The 15,870-nt window shown below is 66.9% G+C and carries 15 protein-coding genes and 2 tRNA genes; 9 read left to right on the forward strand and 8 right to left on the reverse strand.

What is annotated here, in order from left to right:
• Positions 1-22 precede the first annotated feature (22 nt).
• The 4 genes from lon to ABN401_RS05185 all read right to left on the reverse strand — a co-directional run bounded on the left by lon (position 23) and on the right by ABN401_RS05185 (position 4,660).
• Positions 23-2,425, reverse strand: a complete 2,403-nt coding sequence (gene lon / locus ABN401_RS05170; protein WP_349683762.1) for an endopeptidase La — start codon at positions 2,423-2,425, stop codon at positions 23-25.
• Positions 2,426-2,638: 213 nt separating this feature from the next.
• Complete coding sequence (locus tag ABN401_RS05175) at positions 2,639-3,541, reverse strand: L-threonylcarbamoyladenylate synthase (protein ID WP_349683849.1); 903 nt, start codon at positions 3,539-3,541, stop codon at positions 2,639-2,641.
• On the reverse strand, positions 3,538-4,104 hold the full coding sequence (locus ABN401_RS05180) for a YceI family protein (protein WP_349683763.1): 567 nt from the start codon (positions 4,102-4,104) through the stop codon (positions 3,538-3,540). The genes ABN401_RS05175 and ABN401_RS05180 overlap by 4 nt, the downstream gene beginning before the upstream one ends.
• Position 4,105: 1 nt before the next feature.
• The gene (locus ABN401_RS05185; RefSeq protein WP_349683764.1) at positions 4,106-4,660 is read right to left on the reverse strand and encodes a cytochrome b; all 555 of its coding nucleotides are present in this window, start codon (positions 4,658-4,660) and stop codon (positions 4,106-4,108) included.
• Positions 4,661-4,781: 121 nt separating this feature from the next.
• Here ABN401_RS05185 and ABN401_RS05190 point away from each other — a divergent pair, with 121 nt between their 5' ends.
• Positions 4,782-6,569 carry an acyl-CoA dehydrogenase gene (locus tag ABN401_RS05190; RefSeq protein WP_349683765.1) on the forward strand — a complete coding sequence of 596 codons (1,788 nt, stop codon included), beginning with the start codon at positions 4,782-4,784 and terminating at the stop codon, positions 6,567-6,569.
• A 348-nt stretch (positions 6,570-6,917) separates the two neighbouring features.
• On the opposite strand, the gene ABN401_RS05195 is transcribed toward ABN401_RS05190, so the two are convergent.
• Positions 6,918-7,718 carry a trypsin-like serine peptidase gene (locus ABN401_RS05195; RefSeq protein WP_349683766.1) on the reverse strand — a complete coding sequence of 267 codons (801 nt, stop codon included), beginning with the start codon at positions 7,716-7,718 and terminating at the stop codon, positions 6,918-6,920.
• Between the two features lie 86 nt (positions 7,719-7,804).
• Between ABN401_RS05195 and ABN401_RS05200 the strand changes: the two genes are divergently transcribed.
• Both ABN401_RS05200 and ABN401_RS05205 read left to right on the forward strand, forming a co-directional pair.
• The gene (locus tag ABN401_RS05200) at positions 7,805-10,021 is read left to right on the forward strand and encodes a S9 family peptidase (RefSeq protein WP_349683767.1); all 2,217 of its coding nucleotides are present in this window, start codon (positions 7,805-7,807) and stop codon (positions 10,019-10,021) included.
• Positions 10,018-10,566: a GNAT family N-acetyltransferase gene (locus ABN401_RS05205; RefSeq protein WP_349683768.1), complete on the forward strand. Its 549-nt coding sequence runs from the start codon at positions 10,018-10,020 to the stop codon at positions 10,564-10,566. The genes ABN401_RS05200 and ABN401_RS05205 overlap by 4 nt, the downstream gene beginning before the upstream one ends.
• Before the next feature lie 3 nt (positions 10,567-10,569).
• Here ABN401_RS05205 and ABN401_RS05210 read toward each other — a convergent pair whose 3' ends face one another.
• Positions 10,570-11,025, reverse strand: a complete 456-nt coding sequence (locus tag ABN401_RS05210) for a response regulator (RefSeq protein ID WP_349683769.1) — start codon at positions 11,023-11,025, stop codon at positions 10,570-10,572.
• A 131-nt stretch (positions 11,026-11,156) separates the two neighbouring features.
• Here ABN401_RS05210 and ABN401_RS05215 point away from each other — a divergent pair, with 131 nt between their 5' ends.
• Positions 11,157-11,759: a sensor histidine kinase gene (locus ABN401_RS05215; protein ID WP_349683770.1), complete on the forward strand. Its 603-nt coding sequence runs from the start codon at positions 11,157-11,159 to the stop codon at positions 11,757-11,759.
• Positions 11,760-11,809: 50 nt separating this feature from the next.
• On the opposite strand, the gene ABN401_RS05220 is transcribed toward ABN401_RS05215, so the two are convergent.
• Positions 11,810-11,883, reverse strand: a tRNA-Gln gene (locus ABN401_RS05220).
• 155 nt (positions 11,884-12,038) lie between these two features.
• Between ABN401_RS05220 and ABN401_RS05225 the strand changes: the two genes are divergently transcribed.
• Positions 12,039-12,115, forward strand: a tRNA-Pro gene (locus tag ABN401_RS05225).
• 21 nt (positions 12,116-12,136) lie between these two features.
• Here the strand turns inward: ABN401_RS05225 and ilvC are convergent.
• Complete coding sequence (gene ilvC / locus ABN401_RS05230) at positions 12,137-13,171, reverse strand: ketol-acid reductoisomerase (protein WP_349683771.1); 1,035 nt, start codon at positions 13,169-13,171, stop codon at positions 12,137-12,139.
• Here ilvC and ABN401_RS05235 point away from each other — a divergent pair.
• From ABN401_RS05235 to ABN401_RS05245, 4 genes are all read left to right on the forward strand, one after another.
• Positions 13,170-13,712 carry a DUF924 family protein gene (locus ABN401_RS05235; protein WP_349683772.1) on the forward strand — a complete coding sequence of 181 codons (543 nt, stop codon included), beginning with the start codon at positions 13,170-13,172 and terminating at the stop codon, positions 13,710-13,712. The two genes, ilvC and ABN401_RS05235, sit on opposite strands and share 2 nt — an antisense overlap.
• Positions 13,713-14,138: 426 nt before the next feature.
• Positions 14,139-15,005, forward strand: a complete 867-nt coding sequence (locus ABN401_RS05240; RefSeq protein ID WP_349683773.1) for a thymidylate synthase — start codon at positions 14,139-14,141, stop codon at positions 15,003-15,005.
• An 8-nt stretch (positions 15,006-15,013) separates the two neighbouring features.
• Complete coding sequence (locus tag ABN401_RS16335) at positions 15,014-15,244, forward strand: DUF2188 domain-containing protein (RefSeq protein ID WP_432763520.1); 231 nt, start codon at positions 15,014-15,016, stop codon at positions 15,242-15,244.
• Between the two features lie 5 nt (positions 15,245-15,249).
• Positions 15,250-15,864 (forward strand): hypothetical protein, encoded by a 615-nt coding sequence (locus ABN401_RS05245; RefSeq protein ID WP_349683774.1) that lies wholly within the window; start codon positions 15,250-15,252, stop codon positions 15,862-15,864.
• Positions 15,865-15,870: the final 6 nt, after the last annotated feature.

Here is a 15,870-nt window from a genome sequence, read left to right on the forward strand (position 1 = left end):
ATGGGGAGGTGGCTCGTTTGCGTCAGTGGCTGACGACCGTGCTGCCGTCGATCGGCGGGACCGTGGCCGGAGCCGGGTTAAGCGGCTCGGCGACCTCGTCCCATTCGACCGCCGTCAGGGAGCCGGTGAGGGCCCACTTCAGCGCCTCATCGGCCGTCGAGATCGGAACGATCTCCAGCGCGCCCTTCACATTGTCGGGCACGTCGGCGAGGTCCTTCTCGTTCTCCTGCGGGATCAGCACGGTCTTGACGCCGGAACGGAGCGCCGCGAGCAGCTTCTCCTTCAGGCCACCGATGGCGGTGACCCGGCCGCGCAGTGTGATCTCGCCGGTCATGGCGATGTCCTTCCTGATCGGCACGCCGGTCAGGACCGAGACCATGGCCACCGTCATGGCGACACCGGCGGACGGGCCGTCCTTGGGCGTGGCGCCGTCCGGGACGTGGACGTGAATGTCGGTCTTCTCGAACACCGGCGGCTTGACGCCGAAGGCCAACGAGCGGGCCCGGACATAGCTGGCGGCGGCCGAGATGGACTCCTTCATCACGTCCTTCAGATTGCCGGTCACGGTCATGCGACCGCGGCCCGGCATCTTGATCGCCTCGATGGTCAGGATGTCGCCGCCGAACTGGGTCCAGGCCAGGCCGGTGACGATGCCGACCTGATCCTCCTCGTCGGTCTCGCCGTAGCGGTATTTCTTGACGCCCGCGTACTGGGCCAGCTTCTCGGCGTCGACGGTGATGGAGAGAGTCTTCTCCTTGGCCATCTCCCGCACGGCCTTTCTCGCCAGCCCGCCCAGCGCCCGCTCCAGCGACCGCACGCCGGCCTCGCGGGTATAGTAGCGGATCAGGTCGCGGATGGTCTCGTCGGGCACCACCAACTCGGCCGGCGTCAGGCCGTTGTCGGTCGTGACCTTGGGCAGGACGTGTCGCTTGGCGATCTGGACCTTCTCGTCCTCGGTGTAGCCGGAGACGTGGATGATCTCCATCCGGTCCTTGAGCGGCTGGGGCATGTCCAGGCTGTTGGCCGTGGTGACGAACATCACGTTCGACAGATCGTAGTCGACCTCCAGATAGTGGTCGCCGAACGCATTGTTCTGCGCCGGGTCCAGCACCTCCAGCAGAGCCGAGGACGGGTCGCCGCGCCAGTCGGCGCCCAGCTTGTCGATCTCGTCCAGCAGGATGAACGCGTTGGTCGTCTTCACCTTCTTCATCGACTGGATGATCTTGCCCGGCATCGAACCGATATAGGTCCGGCGGTGACCACGAATCTCGGCCTCGTCGCGCATCCCGCCCAGCGACATGCGGACGTACTCACGCCCCGTCGCCTTGGCGATCGACTTGGCCAGCGAGGTCTTGCCGACACCCGGAGGGCCGACCAGGCAAAGGATTGGGCCCTTCAGCGAGTTGGTGCGGGCCTGGACGGCCAGGTACTCGATGATCCGTTCCTTGACCTTCTCGAGGCCGTAATGGTCTTCCTCGAGGATGTCCTCGGCCTTGTTCAGGTCGATCGGCTTCTGCTTGGCCTTGCCCCACGGCACGGACAGCAGCCAGTCGAGGTAGTTCCGAACCACGGTCGATTCCGCCGACATGGGCGACATGTTGCGCAGCTTCTTGACCTCGGCATCGGCCTTGGTCCGAGCTTCCCTGGACAGGCGCGTCTTGCGAATGCGCTTCTCCAGCTCCATGATCTCGTCGCGCGCGTCGTCGGTTTCGCCCAGTTCTCGCTGGATCGCCTTCATCTGCTCGTTCAGATAATATTCGCGCTGGGTCTTCTCCATCTGACGCTTCACGCGCGAGCGGATCTTCTTCTCGACCTGGAGGACGCTGATCTCGCCCTCCATCAGGCCGTAGACCTTCTCCAGCCGCTGCGGCACGACGATGGTTTCCAGCAGCGCCTGCTTGTCGGCGATCTTGACCGACAGATGGGCAGCGACGCTGTCCGCCAGCTTGGACGGATCGGTGATCTGGGGGATGGAGCTGAGGGCCTCGGGCGGCACCTTCTTGTTCAGCTTCACATAGTTCTCGAACTGCTCGACCACGGCGCGCAGCATGGCCTCGGCCTGGGACGGATCGCCCAGGTCGTCCTCGATCTCGACGGCTTCTGCCTCGAAGAACTCCTCGCGCTCCGTGAAGCGGGTCAGGCGGGCGCGGCCCTTGCCCTCAACCAGAACCTTGACCGTGCCGTCGGGCAGTTTCAGCAGCTGCAGAACCGTGGCCAGGACGCCGATCGGATAGATGGCGTCGGGCGTCGGGTCGTCGTCGACGCTGTTCTTCTGGGTGGCCAGCAGGATCTGCTTCTCACCCTTCATGATCTCGTCGAGCGCCCGCACGGACTTCTCGCGCCCCACGAAGAGCGGCACGACCATGTGGGGAAACACGACGATGTCCCGCAGGGGCAGGACAGGCAGGACTTTACTCTCGGACATAATGCGCTCCTGGGCCATTGACGATCTCCGGCCCGCCTGCCCTGACGCCCCGCGACATGCAGCGACACCCTGGGCAGGCCCGTCGATTCCGACGGCGTTCGAGGGAGTATGTGGCCCGTTCCCGTGTCGGTTCAAGCGTGGCGGCGTCGACGCCGCCAGGCCGGGGAGAAACGCGTTGTCACAGCCACGGGTGGGGTCTCGACCCACGGTCGATCAACCGACGAACCCCGCCGCGCGCCTCAGCCGGTCGTTGATCGCCTCGCCCAGACCCGTCCCCGGCACGGGGGCGACCGCGATCCCCGTCGGACGTTCGCGATCCGCCTCGCGCAGCAGGCGAAACAGATTGGCCGCCGCTTCGCGCAGGTCCCCCGCCGGGCTCAGGCTCCAGCGCGCCTCCCCCACGCCCGGTCCGAAGCCCAGCAGGATCTCGCCGTCGCCCGCCGCCGTCGCCTCGATGCGGACCGGGGCGTCCGGCGCATAATGAGTGGTTTGCCGGCCCGGGGAACGATGACCCTGCGCGTCGTCATGCAGACCCCCGACCAGCCCCTCGATCTGCTCGCGCGTGACCGCGCCAGGGCGCAACAGGGCGACGCCACCCTCCAGCACCGAGACGACGGTGCTCTCAACCCCCACGGCGCAGGCCCCGCCGTCCAGGGCGGCGGCGGCGAAGCGTCCCGTCTCCTCGACCGCATCGGCGAGGATGGTCGGGCTGGGACGGCCCGAGCGATTGGCCGAGGGCGCGACCACCGGCCCACCGAACGCCGCCAGCACCTCCCGCGCCACAGGGTGGCCCGGCACCCGCACCGCGACGCTGTCCAGCCCGGCCCTGGCCAGATCGCAGACCGCGCCGGGCCGTGAGGCTGCGACGATCGTCAACGGTCCGGGCCAGAAGGCGTCGGCCAAGGCCCGGGCGGTGTCGTCGAACACCGCGATGGCTTCGGCGGCAGCCGCATCGAAGACGTGAGAGATCAGGGGGTTGAAGCGCGGTCTTCCCTTCGCCTCGAAGATGCGCGCCACGGCGGCGGCATTCCCGGCATCGGCGGCGAGGCCATAGACCGTCTCGGTCGGCAGGATCAGCAGATCACCGGCGCGCAGGGCCTGGACGGCCGCGCTCAGCCCGCCGGACGGGTCGCCAGGACCACGTCCACTCTCACCTGTCGTCCGATCAGTCCGTTCCAAGGCCCACGCGTTCCGATGCCGAAGGCCGCCCGATCCAGAGAGAAGCCGCCGGTCATCTGCGCCGTCCGGCCATCGGTGCGCAAGGTCAACGGAAAGCTGACGGGCCTGGTGACACCCTTCATGGTGATGTCCGCCCGCGCCGTGAACCGGTCTCCGGACCCCGCCTCGAGCGATCTCAGCCGAAAGGCGATGCGCGGATGGGCGGCGCTGTCCAGAAACGCCGGACCCAGGGCCGTGCGCGTCAGGGCTGCGTCGTCCATCCGCAGCGAGGCCGCCTCCACCTCGATGCCGACGCTCGCCGAGGCGGGCGCGGCGGGGTCGAACCGGATGTCGCCGGTCCAGCGTTCGAAGCGCCCGGACCGCGCGCCGAGCGGGGATCCGACCCGCATGATGATGGTCGATTCGGAGCGAACCACCTCCCAGCGTCCGACGTCGGCGCGGACGCCGCTGGCGATCATCAGACCGACGCCGAACAGCAGGGTGGCGAGGGCCCGCGTCATGTCATGGTCGCCGGGGAATGAGCGGGATCATCCGGTGCAGGACGTTGTCCCGGTCCAGGAACTGATGTTTCAGGGCCGCCAGAACGTGCAGGGCGAGGAGGACGTACAACAGCTTCACGCCCGCCCGATGCGCGTCCATGAACTGGCCCGCCAGATCGCGATCGAGCGGGAGGGGCAACAGCGGCCAGTTGAACAACCCGAAATAGTCGATGTCCCGCCCGCCCGCGCTGGACGCCGCCCAGCCGCCGAGGGGCAGGCCGATCAGGACGACGTAGAAGGCGACATGGTTGGCCCGCGCTGCGATCTTCTGCCAACCGGGCGTGCCGGGCGGCAGGGGAATGGCGGGATTGGCCAGTCGCCAGCCGATTCGGGCCAGGGTGGCGACCAGAATCGTCAGGCCCAGCGCCTTGTGCGCGCCCACGAACTCTCGCGCGGCCGGCTGGCCGTCGCTGGCGTCCGATGCGGCGATCAACAGCACCTGCGCCAGCACGGCCAGCGCGATTCCCCAGTGGAACAGCAGCGAGACGGTCGAGTAGCGATTACGGGGTTCGGCCATGGTTCACCGGAAACGGGCGCTGCGATCGCGACAGCTTGGCTCACTCCGACGCGAAGTCCAAGTCTTGCCTGCCGTGGCGGCATGGCCGCAAAGAAGGCGAAACGTTCCGGAGGACCGCCCCATGACCTATCGCGCGCCTGTTCGCGACCTGGCCTTCTGCCTGACCGCCGTCGCGGGGATCGATGACCTGGCGGCCACGGGGGCCTTCCCCGACTATGACGGCGATGTGCTGGGCGCGGTGCTGGAGGCGGCCGGCCAGTTCTCGGAGGGGGTTCTGGCCCCGCTGAACCGCCCGGGCGATCTGGCCGGCGCGACCTATGCCAACGGGGCCGTCACCGCGGCGCCAGGGTTCGCCGACGCCTATCGACAGTTCGCCGAGGGTGGCTGGACCGGACTGGCGGCCCCGGCCCATGCCGGCGGTCAGGCCCTGCCCAAGGCGCTCGAACTCGCCGCCTATGAGACGGTGCACAGCGCCAACATGGCGTTCGGCCTCTGCCCCATGCTGTCGCTCGCCGCCATCGAGGCGATCGAGGAACACGGGACCGAGCACCAGAAGACCGCCTACCTGCCCCGCATGGTCTCGGGCGAATGGACCGGGGCCATGTGCCTGACCGAGCCTCAGGCCGGCTCGGACCTGGGCGCCCTGACCGCGACCGCAACGCCCAACGGCGACGGCACCTATGCCCTGACCGGCCAGAAGATCTACATCACCTGGGGCGACCACGACGCCACGGACAACATCGTCCACATGGTGCTGGCCCGCCTGCCCGACGCGCCACCGGGACCCAAGGGCATCAGCCTGTTCCTGGCCAACAAGCGGATCGTCCACCAGGACGGGTCGCTGGGCGATCGCAACAGCTTCCGACCCGTCGGCATCGAGCACAAGCTGGGCATCCACGCCTCCCCCACCTGCGTGATGTCCTACGAGGGGGCGACGGCCGAGCTCGTCGGCCGGCCGCACGAGGGCCTGGCCCACATGTTCACCATGATGAACGCGGCCCGTGTCGGCGTGGGTGTCGAAGGCGTCGGCATCGCCGAGCGGGCCTATCAGCACGCCCTGGCCTATGCGCTGGACCGTCGTCAGGGTCGCTCGGTCTGGACCGGCGAGGCGGGCGCGCCGATCTTCGATCACCCCGAGGTGCGCCGGACCCTGGCGGTCATGAAGGCCCGGATCGAGGCCGCCCGCGCCATCTGCCTGTCCACCGGGGTTGCCGCAGACATGGCGCGCCACGCCGACACCGATGAGGCCCGAACCCACTGGAAACGGCGTGAGGACATCCTGACCCCGATCGCCAAGGCCTGGTCGACCGACATGGGCGTCGACGTCGCCTCGCAAGGCGTCCAGATCCATGGCGGCATGGGCTTCGTCGAGGAGACCGGCGCGGCCCAGTTCTATCGCGACGCCCGCATCGCCCCGATCTACGAGGGCACCAACGGCATCCAGGCCATGGACCTTGTCGGCCGCAAACTGTCCCAGGACGGCGGGGCCTCGGCCCGGGCGATCATCGCCGAGATGACCGCGACGCTGAAGGACATGGGCGGGCTCTACGCCGGCAAACCCCTGGAGCGCTTCGCCGCCGGGATAGAGGCCGTCCAGGACGCGACCCTCTGGCTGCTGGACGCCAAGGCCGACGCCGGGCGGCAGGCCGACGTGCTGGCCGCGGCCGACGCCTATCTGAAGCTGATGGGCGACGTCATCGGCGGCTGGATGCTGGCCAAGGGGGCCCTGGCCGCGAAGGCGAAGCTGGCGGCCGGCGACGGCGAGCCGGCCTGGCTGGAGGGCAAGATCGCCCTGTACGAAATCTATGCCGCCAATGTGCTCGGCCATTGCTCCAGCCGCCTCGCCGCCGTCGGCCAGGGCGGCGCGCTGCTGCAGCGGATGACGAAAGAAGCCCTGGGGGCCGCCTGATCGTCTCCTCCCCATCTTCGATGGGGAGGTGGCTGCGAGCCCTTGCGAGCAGACGGAGGGGTCTTTCGCGGGCATGCCCCCACCCACTCCGTCATCCTCGGACTTGATCCGAGGATCGGATTGACCGCCACGAGAACCGATGCGCTGAGAGGCAATGGTTCCGCTCGGCTCCACTCCCAAGCCGAAAGTCCGATCCTCGGATCAAGTCCGAGGATGACGGAGTATCAGACAGCCTAGACTCGGTATCGACCAGGACTGTTTATATTTTGGTGCCTTACGCTGATATTCTAACCCCAACGCTCAGCGTTTGGACTCGTTGCACTCGGTACTCGCCGAGTCCAATTCGGCTCAGTCCAGCAAGCCGATCGCTTCCCTGACGAACACAGCGTGGGTCACCACGCCGATATCCAGCTGATCGTTGCCGACCCGCACTTCCTGGCTCAGGATCCCGGCGATGAAGGCGTTCTCCGGCTCCGTCGTGCCGGGCCTCTTCCTCGCGCTGGGCGTCCAGAACACCGGCCCGCCCGAGTTCCCCGGGAACACGGTGAAGTCCAGCAGGAAGGTCGGAAACGCGCCCACTGGCGACAACGGATAGCTGGCGATCCGCCCGACGCGCAGGATCGGAAAACCCGCCCGGTTGCCCGACAGACCCCTGGGGAAACCCAGTGACAGCAGCTCGTCACCCGGCCCGACCTGCCAGGCGTCGAAGGCGTTCTGGTCGGCCAGCCAGCCGACCGGAATGGCCGCGCGGGCGAAGGCCTCCGGCGCTGTCACCTCCATGACGGCGATGTCGCGTTCCGAATGCCTCGCCCAGAGCGGCTGGCCCGCGTCGTCCCGAATGGTCAGGGGTTGCGGATCGAATCGCCAGCTTCCGTCGGGCAGGGCCTGGCGCCAGCCGATCCGCGCCTCCGGGTCCTCCATCCGCTCGAACACATGAGCCGCGGTGACCAGAACGACGCGCGGACTGCCGTCGGCCCTCGGAGCCTGGATCAGAAAACCGGTCCCGACCGTGCGCGTGTCCGGCCCCGAAGGCTGATCCAGTTGCACGGTCGCCTCGATCAGCCCCACCGTCAGGTCCCAGACCGGTGGCGGGACCGGGGCCCCCACTTCCAGGGGTTGGGCGATCTCTGCGGGCGGGACCTGGATCATGCGAAAGCTCGGCGAGACGGTGTCGGCATTTGACGGCGGCCTATCGGGTCGCACACCTTGCCCGTTCAGCCTAGAGGATGCCTGCCATGAACCGCCGCCAATTCGTCGCCACCACCGCCGCCTCGGCCCTCGCGGTGGCCGCATCCCCCACCCTCGCCCGCTCCGGAGCCCAGATGTCGCCTGTCCCGCCCGTCGCCAAAAAGATCCCGGTCACCATCGAGCAGCTGGGCCGCACCCGGACCGACGACTACCAGTGGATGAAGGACGACAACTGGCAGGCCGTCCTGCGCGATCCCGGCCTGATCAAGGCGGACGTTCGCGAAAACCTCGAGGCCGAGAACGCCTATCGCGAGGCCATGATGGCCTCCACCCTGCCGCTTCAGGCCCAGATGTTCGAGGAGATGAAGGGCCGCATCAAGGAGGACGACAGCTCGGTCCCCTCCCCCGATGGCCCCTGGGACTACTACGTCGAGTACCGCACCGGCGACCAGCACCCCCGCTACATGCGCGTCGAGCGCCAGGGGACCTTCAAGGTCGACGGACAGACCGTGACGAAGACCTTCATCGTCGCCCCGACGCCCCAGCTTCTGCTGGACGCCAATCTGCTCGCCGAGGGCAAGGCGTACTCAGAGGTCTCCGCCGCCGAGCATAGCCCCGACCACACCCTGTTCGCCTATGCCGAGGACGCCCAGGGCTCCGAGGTTCACCAGATCTATGTCCGCGACCTGGCGACCGGCGAGGTCCTGCCTGATCCCATCCAGTCGGCGAACGGCAACTTCACCTTCTCGCCCTGCAGCCGCTGGATCTTCTGGACCAACCGCAACGACAACGGACGCCCCGACAAGATCTTCCGGCGTCCGGCCCGGGGCGGCGAGACCACCCTGGTCTATGCCGAGGAAGACGAGGGCATGTTCCTGGGCGTGGACCGCAGCGCCGACGACCGCTTCGTCTTGATCGGCATCCAGAACCAGGAGACGTCCGAAGCCCGCTATGTCCCCGGCGATTCGCCAACGTCGGAGCCGCGCCTGATCGCCGAACGCATCGTCGGCCAGCGCTACGACGTCGATCACTGGAGCGACCGCTGGGTCATCCGCACCAACGCCGACGATGCCATCGACTTCAAGATCGTCGAGGCCCCGACGGCATCCCCGGACAGGGGCGCCTGGACCGATCTGGTGCCCCATACGCCGGGCCGCTTCATCGAGGGTGTGGCGCTGGTGAGCGACTTCGTCGCGCGCCAGGAACGGGCCGACGCCAACACCAGGATCGTCATCCGCGACCGGGCCGGAGCAGAGCACGAAATCGCGGTCGATGAGCCCGCCTATGCCCTGTCGCTCGCGGGGGCCTCTGAGTTCGACAGCACCACGATGCGTTACGGCTACAACTCGCCGTCGACCCCGACCTCGACCTACGACTACGACCTCGCCACCCGCGAACGCACGCTGAGAAAGGTCCAGGAGATTCCCTCCGGTCACAACCCGGCGGACTACGTCGTCGAGCGGCTGAACGCGCCGGCCGAGGACGGCCAGATGGTGCCGGTCACGGTGCTGCGGCGTCGCTCCACGCCTGTCGACGGCTCTGCCCCGCTGCTGCTCTACGGCTACGGCTCGTATGGCATCCCGATGCCGGCCAGCTTCTCGACCGGGCGGCTATCGCTGGTCGATCGCGGCTGGATCTATGCCATCGCACACATCCGGGGCGGCTCGGACAAGGGCTGGGGCTGGTTCCTGGACGGACGCAAGTTCACCAAGAAGAACACCTTCACCGACTTCACCGCAGCCGCCGATCACCTGATCGATCGCAGCTATGCCCGCGCCGGCAACATCGTGGCGCAAGGCGGGTCGGCCGGTGGGCTGCTGATGGGGGCGGTCGTCAACATGCGGCCGGAGCTCTGGGCCGGGATCATCGGCCAGGTGCCCTTCGTCGACGTCATCAACACCATGTCGGACGTCTCCCTGCCGCTCACGCCGCCCGAATGGCCCGAGTGGGGCAATCCGCTGGAGGACCCCGAGGCCTATGACTACATGATGAGCTACAGCCCCTACGATCAGGTCTCAGCCAGGGCCTATCCGGCGATCCTGGCGACCGGCGGCCTGTCCGATCCGCGTGTCACCTATTGGGAGCCCCAGAAGTGGGTCGCCAAGCTGCGGCCCGCGACCACCTCGGGCAATCCGGTCCTGCTCAAGATCAACATGGAGGCCGGCCACGGTGGAGCGTCCGGGCGCTTCGACTATCTGAAGGAGGTCGCCCACGACTACGCCTTCGCCGTCTGGGCGGTCGAGCGGGGGTGGGAGCGGGCGTGATCCGCGACGCCGTAGAAGGCGACCTGTCCGCCATCACGGCACTCTATGGCCGCGAAGTCCTTACGGGCACGGCGACCTTCGAACTGGAGCCGCCGTCTCTCGCGGAAATGACGTCGCGGTTCGAGGCGGTTCGAGCCAAGGGACTGCCCTGGCTGGTGGCCGAGGTCCACGGGACGTTCGCGGGCTATGCCTATGCCTCGCCGTTTCGGCCCCGACCCGCCTATCGCTATGGCGTCGAGGGCTCGATCTACGTCGAGGACGCGGCTCGAGGCCGGGGCGTCGGGCGTGCTCTGCTGACCCAGCTGATCGCCCGCGTGAAGGCCATCGGACTTCGGCACGTCATCGGGGCGATCAGCGACAGCCAGACCAGCGCCGCCTCGATTGCCCTGCATCACTCGCTCGGCTTTCGCCCGGTGGGGCGCTACGCCCAGGTCGGATGGAAGCTCGATCGATGGCTGGATGTCCATCTGATGCAACTGGACCTCGACCCGGCCGGGAACCCGCCCCGATCGCCGGGCCTCGACCTGGGCGGCGGTCTGGCCTGAGGTTCAGTGCGGCGCGATGCTGGCCGGCGGCGTGGTCAGCCACGGGGCCAGTCGGAAACGCCGCGGGGCCTCGCCGACCGTGCGGTGCAGGATGAACTGCCGGGCGAAGGCTACGACGGCCTTGATCGTCTGCGCGTCGAAGGGTTTGCACACGGCACCGAGGGCTCCGGCGAACCCCTCGGGGATCTGTTCGGGATTGGCGGTCAGGAACACCACGGCGGTGCCGTAGTCGGCGACCAGCCTCTGGGCGATCTGCGGGCCTGTCAGGCCGTCCAGCAGGTTGACGTCAACCAGGGCCAGCGCCGGCCGCTCGCGCTCGGCGACCGCGAAGGCTCCGGCGCGATCCATGGCGCTGCCGACGACATCGCAGCCGATGTCGCCCAGGACCAGTTCGAGCTCCATCGCGAGGATGGCCTGGTCTTCCACGATCATGACCCGAAGGTCACCGATTTCCTGCACCACGCGTTGTCATCCCCGGCCCGATTAACTTTACTGTGTCGGTTACCGAACAGAAGAAACTCGCTCTTGGTGAAATGGTTCACCGTGGCGTATCAGTCAGGCCTGCTTTTTTGACTGATCGCCGAGGGCGAATGACCGCGAGCGCGGAAATCCGGATCGTTGAACTGGAACGACGCCTCGTCGGCGGTTACCAGCTTCTGCAGGCGCTGGTGGGCATTCGGCTGCGCAGCGTGACCGATCCAGAGAGTCGGCGCCATCTGACCTGGCTCAGCGACGTCGTCGCGGCGATGGGGCTTCTGACTCGTCGGACGGTCGAAGACGGCTCTGTCGATTTCGGGGCTTATCTGGACGAGGCCGCCGGCTTCTGGCGGCGGGCTTGCGAAGACCGCGCCGTGCGGATCGACGTGCGGGCGTCGGGAATCGACCTGCCCGAAAGCCACGCCCTGCCGCTGGCCATCATCCTGCACGAACTGATGTCCAATGCCGTGCGGCATGCCTTTCCGGGTTCGGGGCGCGGATCGATCGCGGTGGCCTATTCCCAGGCTTCGGACGGCGTCAGCCTCGTGGTCCGGGATTCCGGTGTAGGGGCCCAATCTCTCAGCAACGGCGACGGCCTGGCCCTGGTCGAGGGCCTGGTGGCGCATCTGGGCGGAGCGATGACGCTCGAGACCGCGCCGAACGCGGGCGTGGGGGTTCGGGTCCGGCTGCCGATCCGCAGCGAGCGACCGCACTAGACCGCCCGACGCGACGGGCGGTCAGGTGGCGCTTTGTCCTCGGAAGGCGGTGGCTGGGGAACTAGGACTCGAACCTAGAATGACGGTACCAAAAACCGGAGTGTTACCATTACACCATTCCCCAGCAGGACCGGTGCACCGGGACCCTAGGGCCCCGGGAGGCGGTCAGATACGCCATGGTCGGGGGGGATGCAACACCCGGCCTGCGGACTATTTTCGAGGGGCGTCGAACGCCGCTTGCGGCCCCCTGACCCCGTCGCTATAAGCCGCGCCTCAAGTCGGAGTGTGGCTCAGTCTGGTAGAGCACTGCGTTCGGGACGCAGGGGTCGCAGGTTCGAATCCTGCCACTCCGACCATCTTTCCCGCCATCCAGGTCGTTAGGATTTCGCTGTCGCGGCGACCGCCGAAAGGCGGGCTCCGACCTGTTCGATGGTGCGTTCGCCGAGCGCGCTTCGCCGGGCAAGCAGCTCAGGCGATCCCGCGTCATAGTCCGCCATCAGTCGCCTGACGAACGCGCCGTCACGGACCTCGGCCAGCACCTCGTCCATCGCTGCCCGGGAGGCGTCGCCGATCACGCGCGGGCCCGTCAGATAGGCGCCGTATTCCGCCGTGTTCGAGATCTTGGCAAAGGCTCCGGCGATGCCGCGTTCATACATCAGGTCCGTGACCAGCTTGACCTCGTAGAAGCATTCGAACCAGGCGACCTCGGGCGGATAGCCGGCGTTCACCAGCTTCATGAAGGCCGCGTCGATCAGCTCGGCCACGCCGCCGCACAGCACCACCTGCTCGCCGAACAGATCGCTCTCGCATTCGGCGGCGAAGGTGGTCTCGAGGATGCCCTTGCGTCCGCAACCCAGGGCGGCGGCGTAGGACAGGCCCAGCGCGTGCGCGCCGCCCGTCGCGTCCTGATGCACGCCGAACAGGCAGAAGACACCCTCACCCGCCTCGTACAGGTCGCGGATGCGCGGCCCGATGCCCTTCGGCGAGGCGAGGATGACGTCGAGGTCGGCGCGGGGCGCGACCAGCCCGAAACGCACCGACAGGCCATGGGCGAAGATCAGCGCCGCACCCGGCCGGATATTCGGCTCGATCTCGTCGCGCCAGAGGTCCCGGTGGGCTTCGTCCGAGACCATGACGGCGATGACGTCGGCACCCGTGGTGGCCTCGCCGGCCGTCATGACGGGAAAGCCGTCGGCCTCGGCCTTCGCCCGGGTGGCCGAGCCCGGCTTCAGGCCCACCACGATGTCGGCGACGCCGCTGTCGCGCAGGTTCAGCGCGTGGGTGCGCCCCTGGCTGCCGTAGCCGATGACGGCGACGCGCCTGGCGCGGATGATGAACAGATCGCAATCGCGGTCGTGGAAGACGGGCAGCGGATCGGGTAGGGCCAAGGCTTCACCTGAGGAATGCGTCATGCCGGGTCTCATAACGCCATCCATGATCGTGGGCTTCTGGAAAGAGGCCGGACCAACGAAGTGGTACAAGAAGGACCCCCAGTTCGACTGGCGCGTCCGCGAGGAAATACGCGCCGCCCACTTCGCGGCCGCGAGGCGTCATCTGGACGACTGGATGGGCACGGCCGAGGGAGCACTGGCCCTGATGATCGTGCTGGATCAGTACCCGCGGAACAGCTTTCGAGACACCGCGCACCAATTCGCCACCGATCCCCTGGCCTTGATGTTCGCGCGGGACGCCATCGCGCGCGGCTATCCGGTGGCGTTCGAGCCGGACCTGCGCCAGTTCCTGTTCCTGCCGCTGATGCACTCCGAGGCCCTGGCCGATCAGGACGCCCTGCTGCCGCTGGTGGCCGACATGCCCGAGACGCTGAAGTTCGCTCACATCCACCGGGACATCATCGTGCGGTTCGGCCGGTTCCCGCACCGGAACGCGGCGCTGGGGCGGCAGACGTCGGCCGAGGAGCAGGCGTTTCTGGACGAGGGAGGGTTTGGGGGTTGAGGGCGGATTGGACTCTGGAGGTACCGAGTCCAACGAGTCCAACACTGACGATTGGACATTAAGAATGGAGGAGAACGTGTTGAATAGGCGTGCGCGTGTGAACGGTTGAGGTTCATCACAACGAGCACAGCGAAGGCACGACGAGACGAGTCCGCGGGCCTGTCGCCGATCGGTCCCTTCTGAAGCGAGATGAAAGGGTCGGCGGCAAAGCCGCCAATCCTTTGACGCACGGTGCCTGGAACAGGCGATCGGCGGCGTTGGGGCCGCTCGGTCCCGTCGTGTTCGTCGTGCCTTCGCTGTGCTCGCTGTGATGAAACCCTTCTGACCGCCGCTCTGACCGAGCCGATCCACAAGAGAACGGACCTTTCCGTCGAGAATCGCGCGTTTGCAGTTCTCCTTTCGACCATCATCCCGGAAACTCTCGAGATGAACGCGACAGTCCGAATCACTGAGCTTGAAGAGCGGATCGGAGCCCAGGTGGCGGCACCGGCCGATCATCCCGAGTTCCAGTATCTGAACCTGCTGAAGGACATCCTGGACAACGGGACGCGCCGGGACGACCGGACGGGCACGGGGACACTGGGGGTGTTCGGACGCCAGATGCGGTTCGACCTGTCGAAGGGCTTTCCGCTGCTGACGACCAAGAAGCTGCATCTGCGATCGATCATCGTCGAGCTGCTGTGGTTCCTGCGCGGCGAGACCAACGTCGCCTGGCTGCGCGAGAACGGCTGCACCATCTGGGACGAATGGGCCGACGAGGCGGGCGAGCTGGGGCCGGTCTATGGCAAGCAGTGGCGGTCGTGGGCGACGCCCAACGGCCAGTCGATCGACCAGATCGCGCGCCTGATCGAAGGGCTGAAGACCGACCCGAACAGCCGCCGCCATATCGTGTCGGCCTGGAACCCGGCCGACATCGAGGACATGGCCCTGCCGCCCTGCCACTGTCTGTTCCAGTTCTTCGTGGCCGACGGCAAGCTGAGCTGCCAGCTGTATCAGCGCTCGGCCGATGTGTTCCTGGGCGTGCCGTTCAACATCGCCTCCTATGCCCTGCTGACGATGATGGTGGCCAAGGTGACGGGGCATGAGCCGGGCGAGTTCGTCCACACCTTCGGCGACGCGCATCTGTATCTGAACCATGTCGATCAGGCCGAGCTGCAGCTGGCCCGCCAGCCGCTGGCCTTCCCGACGATGACCCTGGCGGACCGGCAGGACCTTTTCTCGTTCGAGCGTGGGGACTTCTCTCTGGACGGGTACCAAGCTTGGCCCCATATTCCTGCGAGAGTCGCCGTCTGAGGTTTGGAATGAGCAAAGGAAAACATGTCGTTCCAAACCCTCACGGGGGTTGGAGCGTCCGCAGCGCGGGCTCATCGCGAGCGGCCAAGAACTTCTCAACCCAGGAAGCGGCAGTCCGGTTCGGTGTCGATTTCGCGAAGCGTGAACACGGCGAACTATACGTCCACGGTCGCGATGGAACGATCAAGGACCGGCGCAGCTACGGCAACGACCCCCATCCTCCGCGAGACAAGCGCTAGAAGCGGTGTTCGAGCGCAGTGTTTTCATCAACTGCTCGTTCGATGACGCCTACCTTCCGATACTGCGGCCCATCCTTTTTGTGGTCATTCGTGCAGACTTCACTCCGAGGATCGCATCGGAGCGTCTGAACGCTGGCGAGAACCGTCTCGACAAGATCATTGAACTGATCGAGGCCTCGAAGTTCGGCATCCACGACCTGTCTCGAATGAAGGCGTCAAAGGTTGGAGAGCTTTTCCGGCTGAACATGCCACTTGAGCTGGGACTCGACATAGGATGCCGCCGCTTCAAAGGAGCGCACTGGCAAGAGAAACAACTCCTGGTCCTGGAAACAGAGCGGTACCGATATCAGGCGGCGATCTCTGATCTCGCCAACGTCGATATCGAAGCTCATTCTGATGACCCGCCAACCGGCATGACGGCCGTGAGAAACTGGCTGGAGATCGCAGGGCGGGTCGATGTCTCCGGGCCATCCGCACTTTGGGGCGAATTCACGGAGTTTATGGGCGACAACTACGATCGTCTAAAAGCACGAGGACATTCCGACCGCGACATTGAACGTCAGCCCGTGGCACAGTTGATGGTGGCGATGCGCACATGGCATGTCGACAATCCGGCGTAAGCGAAC

Origin of the sequence: Brevundimonas aurifodinae (assembly GCF_040195595.1) — a bacterium.
Taxonomy (GTDB): Bacteria; Pseudomonadota; Alphaproteobacteria; order Caulobacterales; family Caulobacteraceae; genus Brevundimonas; species Brevundimonas aurifodinae.

What these genes read in the sequence shown, in the direction of transcription:
- lon (WP_349683762.1), bottom strand. Translation starts at nt 2,425, where the DNA reads ATGTCCGAGAGTAAAGTCCTGCCTGTCCTGCCCCTGCGGGACATCGTC.
- ABN401_RS05180 (WP_349683763.1), bottom strand. Translation starts at nt 4,104, where the DNA reads ATGACGCGGGCCCTCGCCACCCTGCTGTTCGGCGTCGGTCTGATGATC.
- ABN401_RS05185 (WP_349683764.1), bottom strand. Translation starts at nt 4,660, where the DNA reads ATGGCCGAACCCCGTAATCGCTACTCGACCGTCTCGCTGCTGTTCCAC.
- ABN401_RS05190 (WP_349683765.1), top strand. Translation starts at nt 4,782, where the DNA reads ATGACCTATCGCGCGCCTGTTCGCGACCTGGCCTTCTGCCTGACCGCC.
- ABN401_RS05195 (WP_349683766.1), bottom strand. Translation starts at nt 7,718, where the DNA reads ATGATCCAGGTCCCGCCCGCAGAGATCGCCCAACCCCTGGAAGTGGGG.
- ABN401_RS05200 (WP_349683767.1), top strand. Translation starts at nt 7,805, where the DNA reads ATGAACCGCCGCCAATTCGTCGCCACCACCGCCGCCTCGGCCCTCGCG.
- ABN401_RS05215 (WP_349683770.1), top strand. Translation starts at nt 11,157, where the DNA reads ATGACCGCGAGCGCGGAAATCCGGATCGTTGAACTGGAACGACGCCTC.
- ABN401_RS05235 (WP_349683772.1), top strand. Translation starts at nt 13,170, where the DNA reads ATGCCGGGTCTCATAACGCCATCCATGATCGTGGGCTTCTGGAAAGAG.
- ilvC (WP_349683771.1), bottom strand. Translation starts at nt 13,171, where the DNA reads ATGACGCATTCCTCAGGTGAAGCCTTGGCCCTACCCGATCCGCTGCCC.
- ABN401_RS05240 (WP_349683773.1), top strand. Translation starts at nt 14,139, where the DNA reads ATGAACGCGACAGTCCGAATCACTGAGCTTGAAGAGCGGATCGGAGCC.
- ABN401_RS16335 (WP_432763520.1), top strand. Translation starts at nt 15,014, where the DNA reads ATGAGCAAAGGAAAACATGTCGTTCCAAACCCTCACGGGGGTTGGAGC.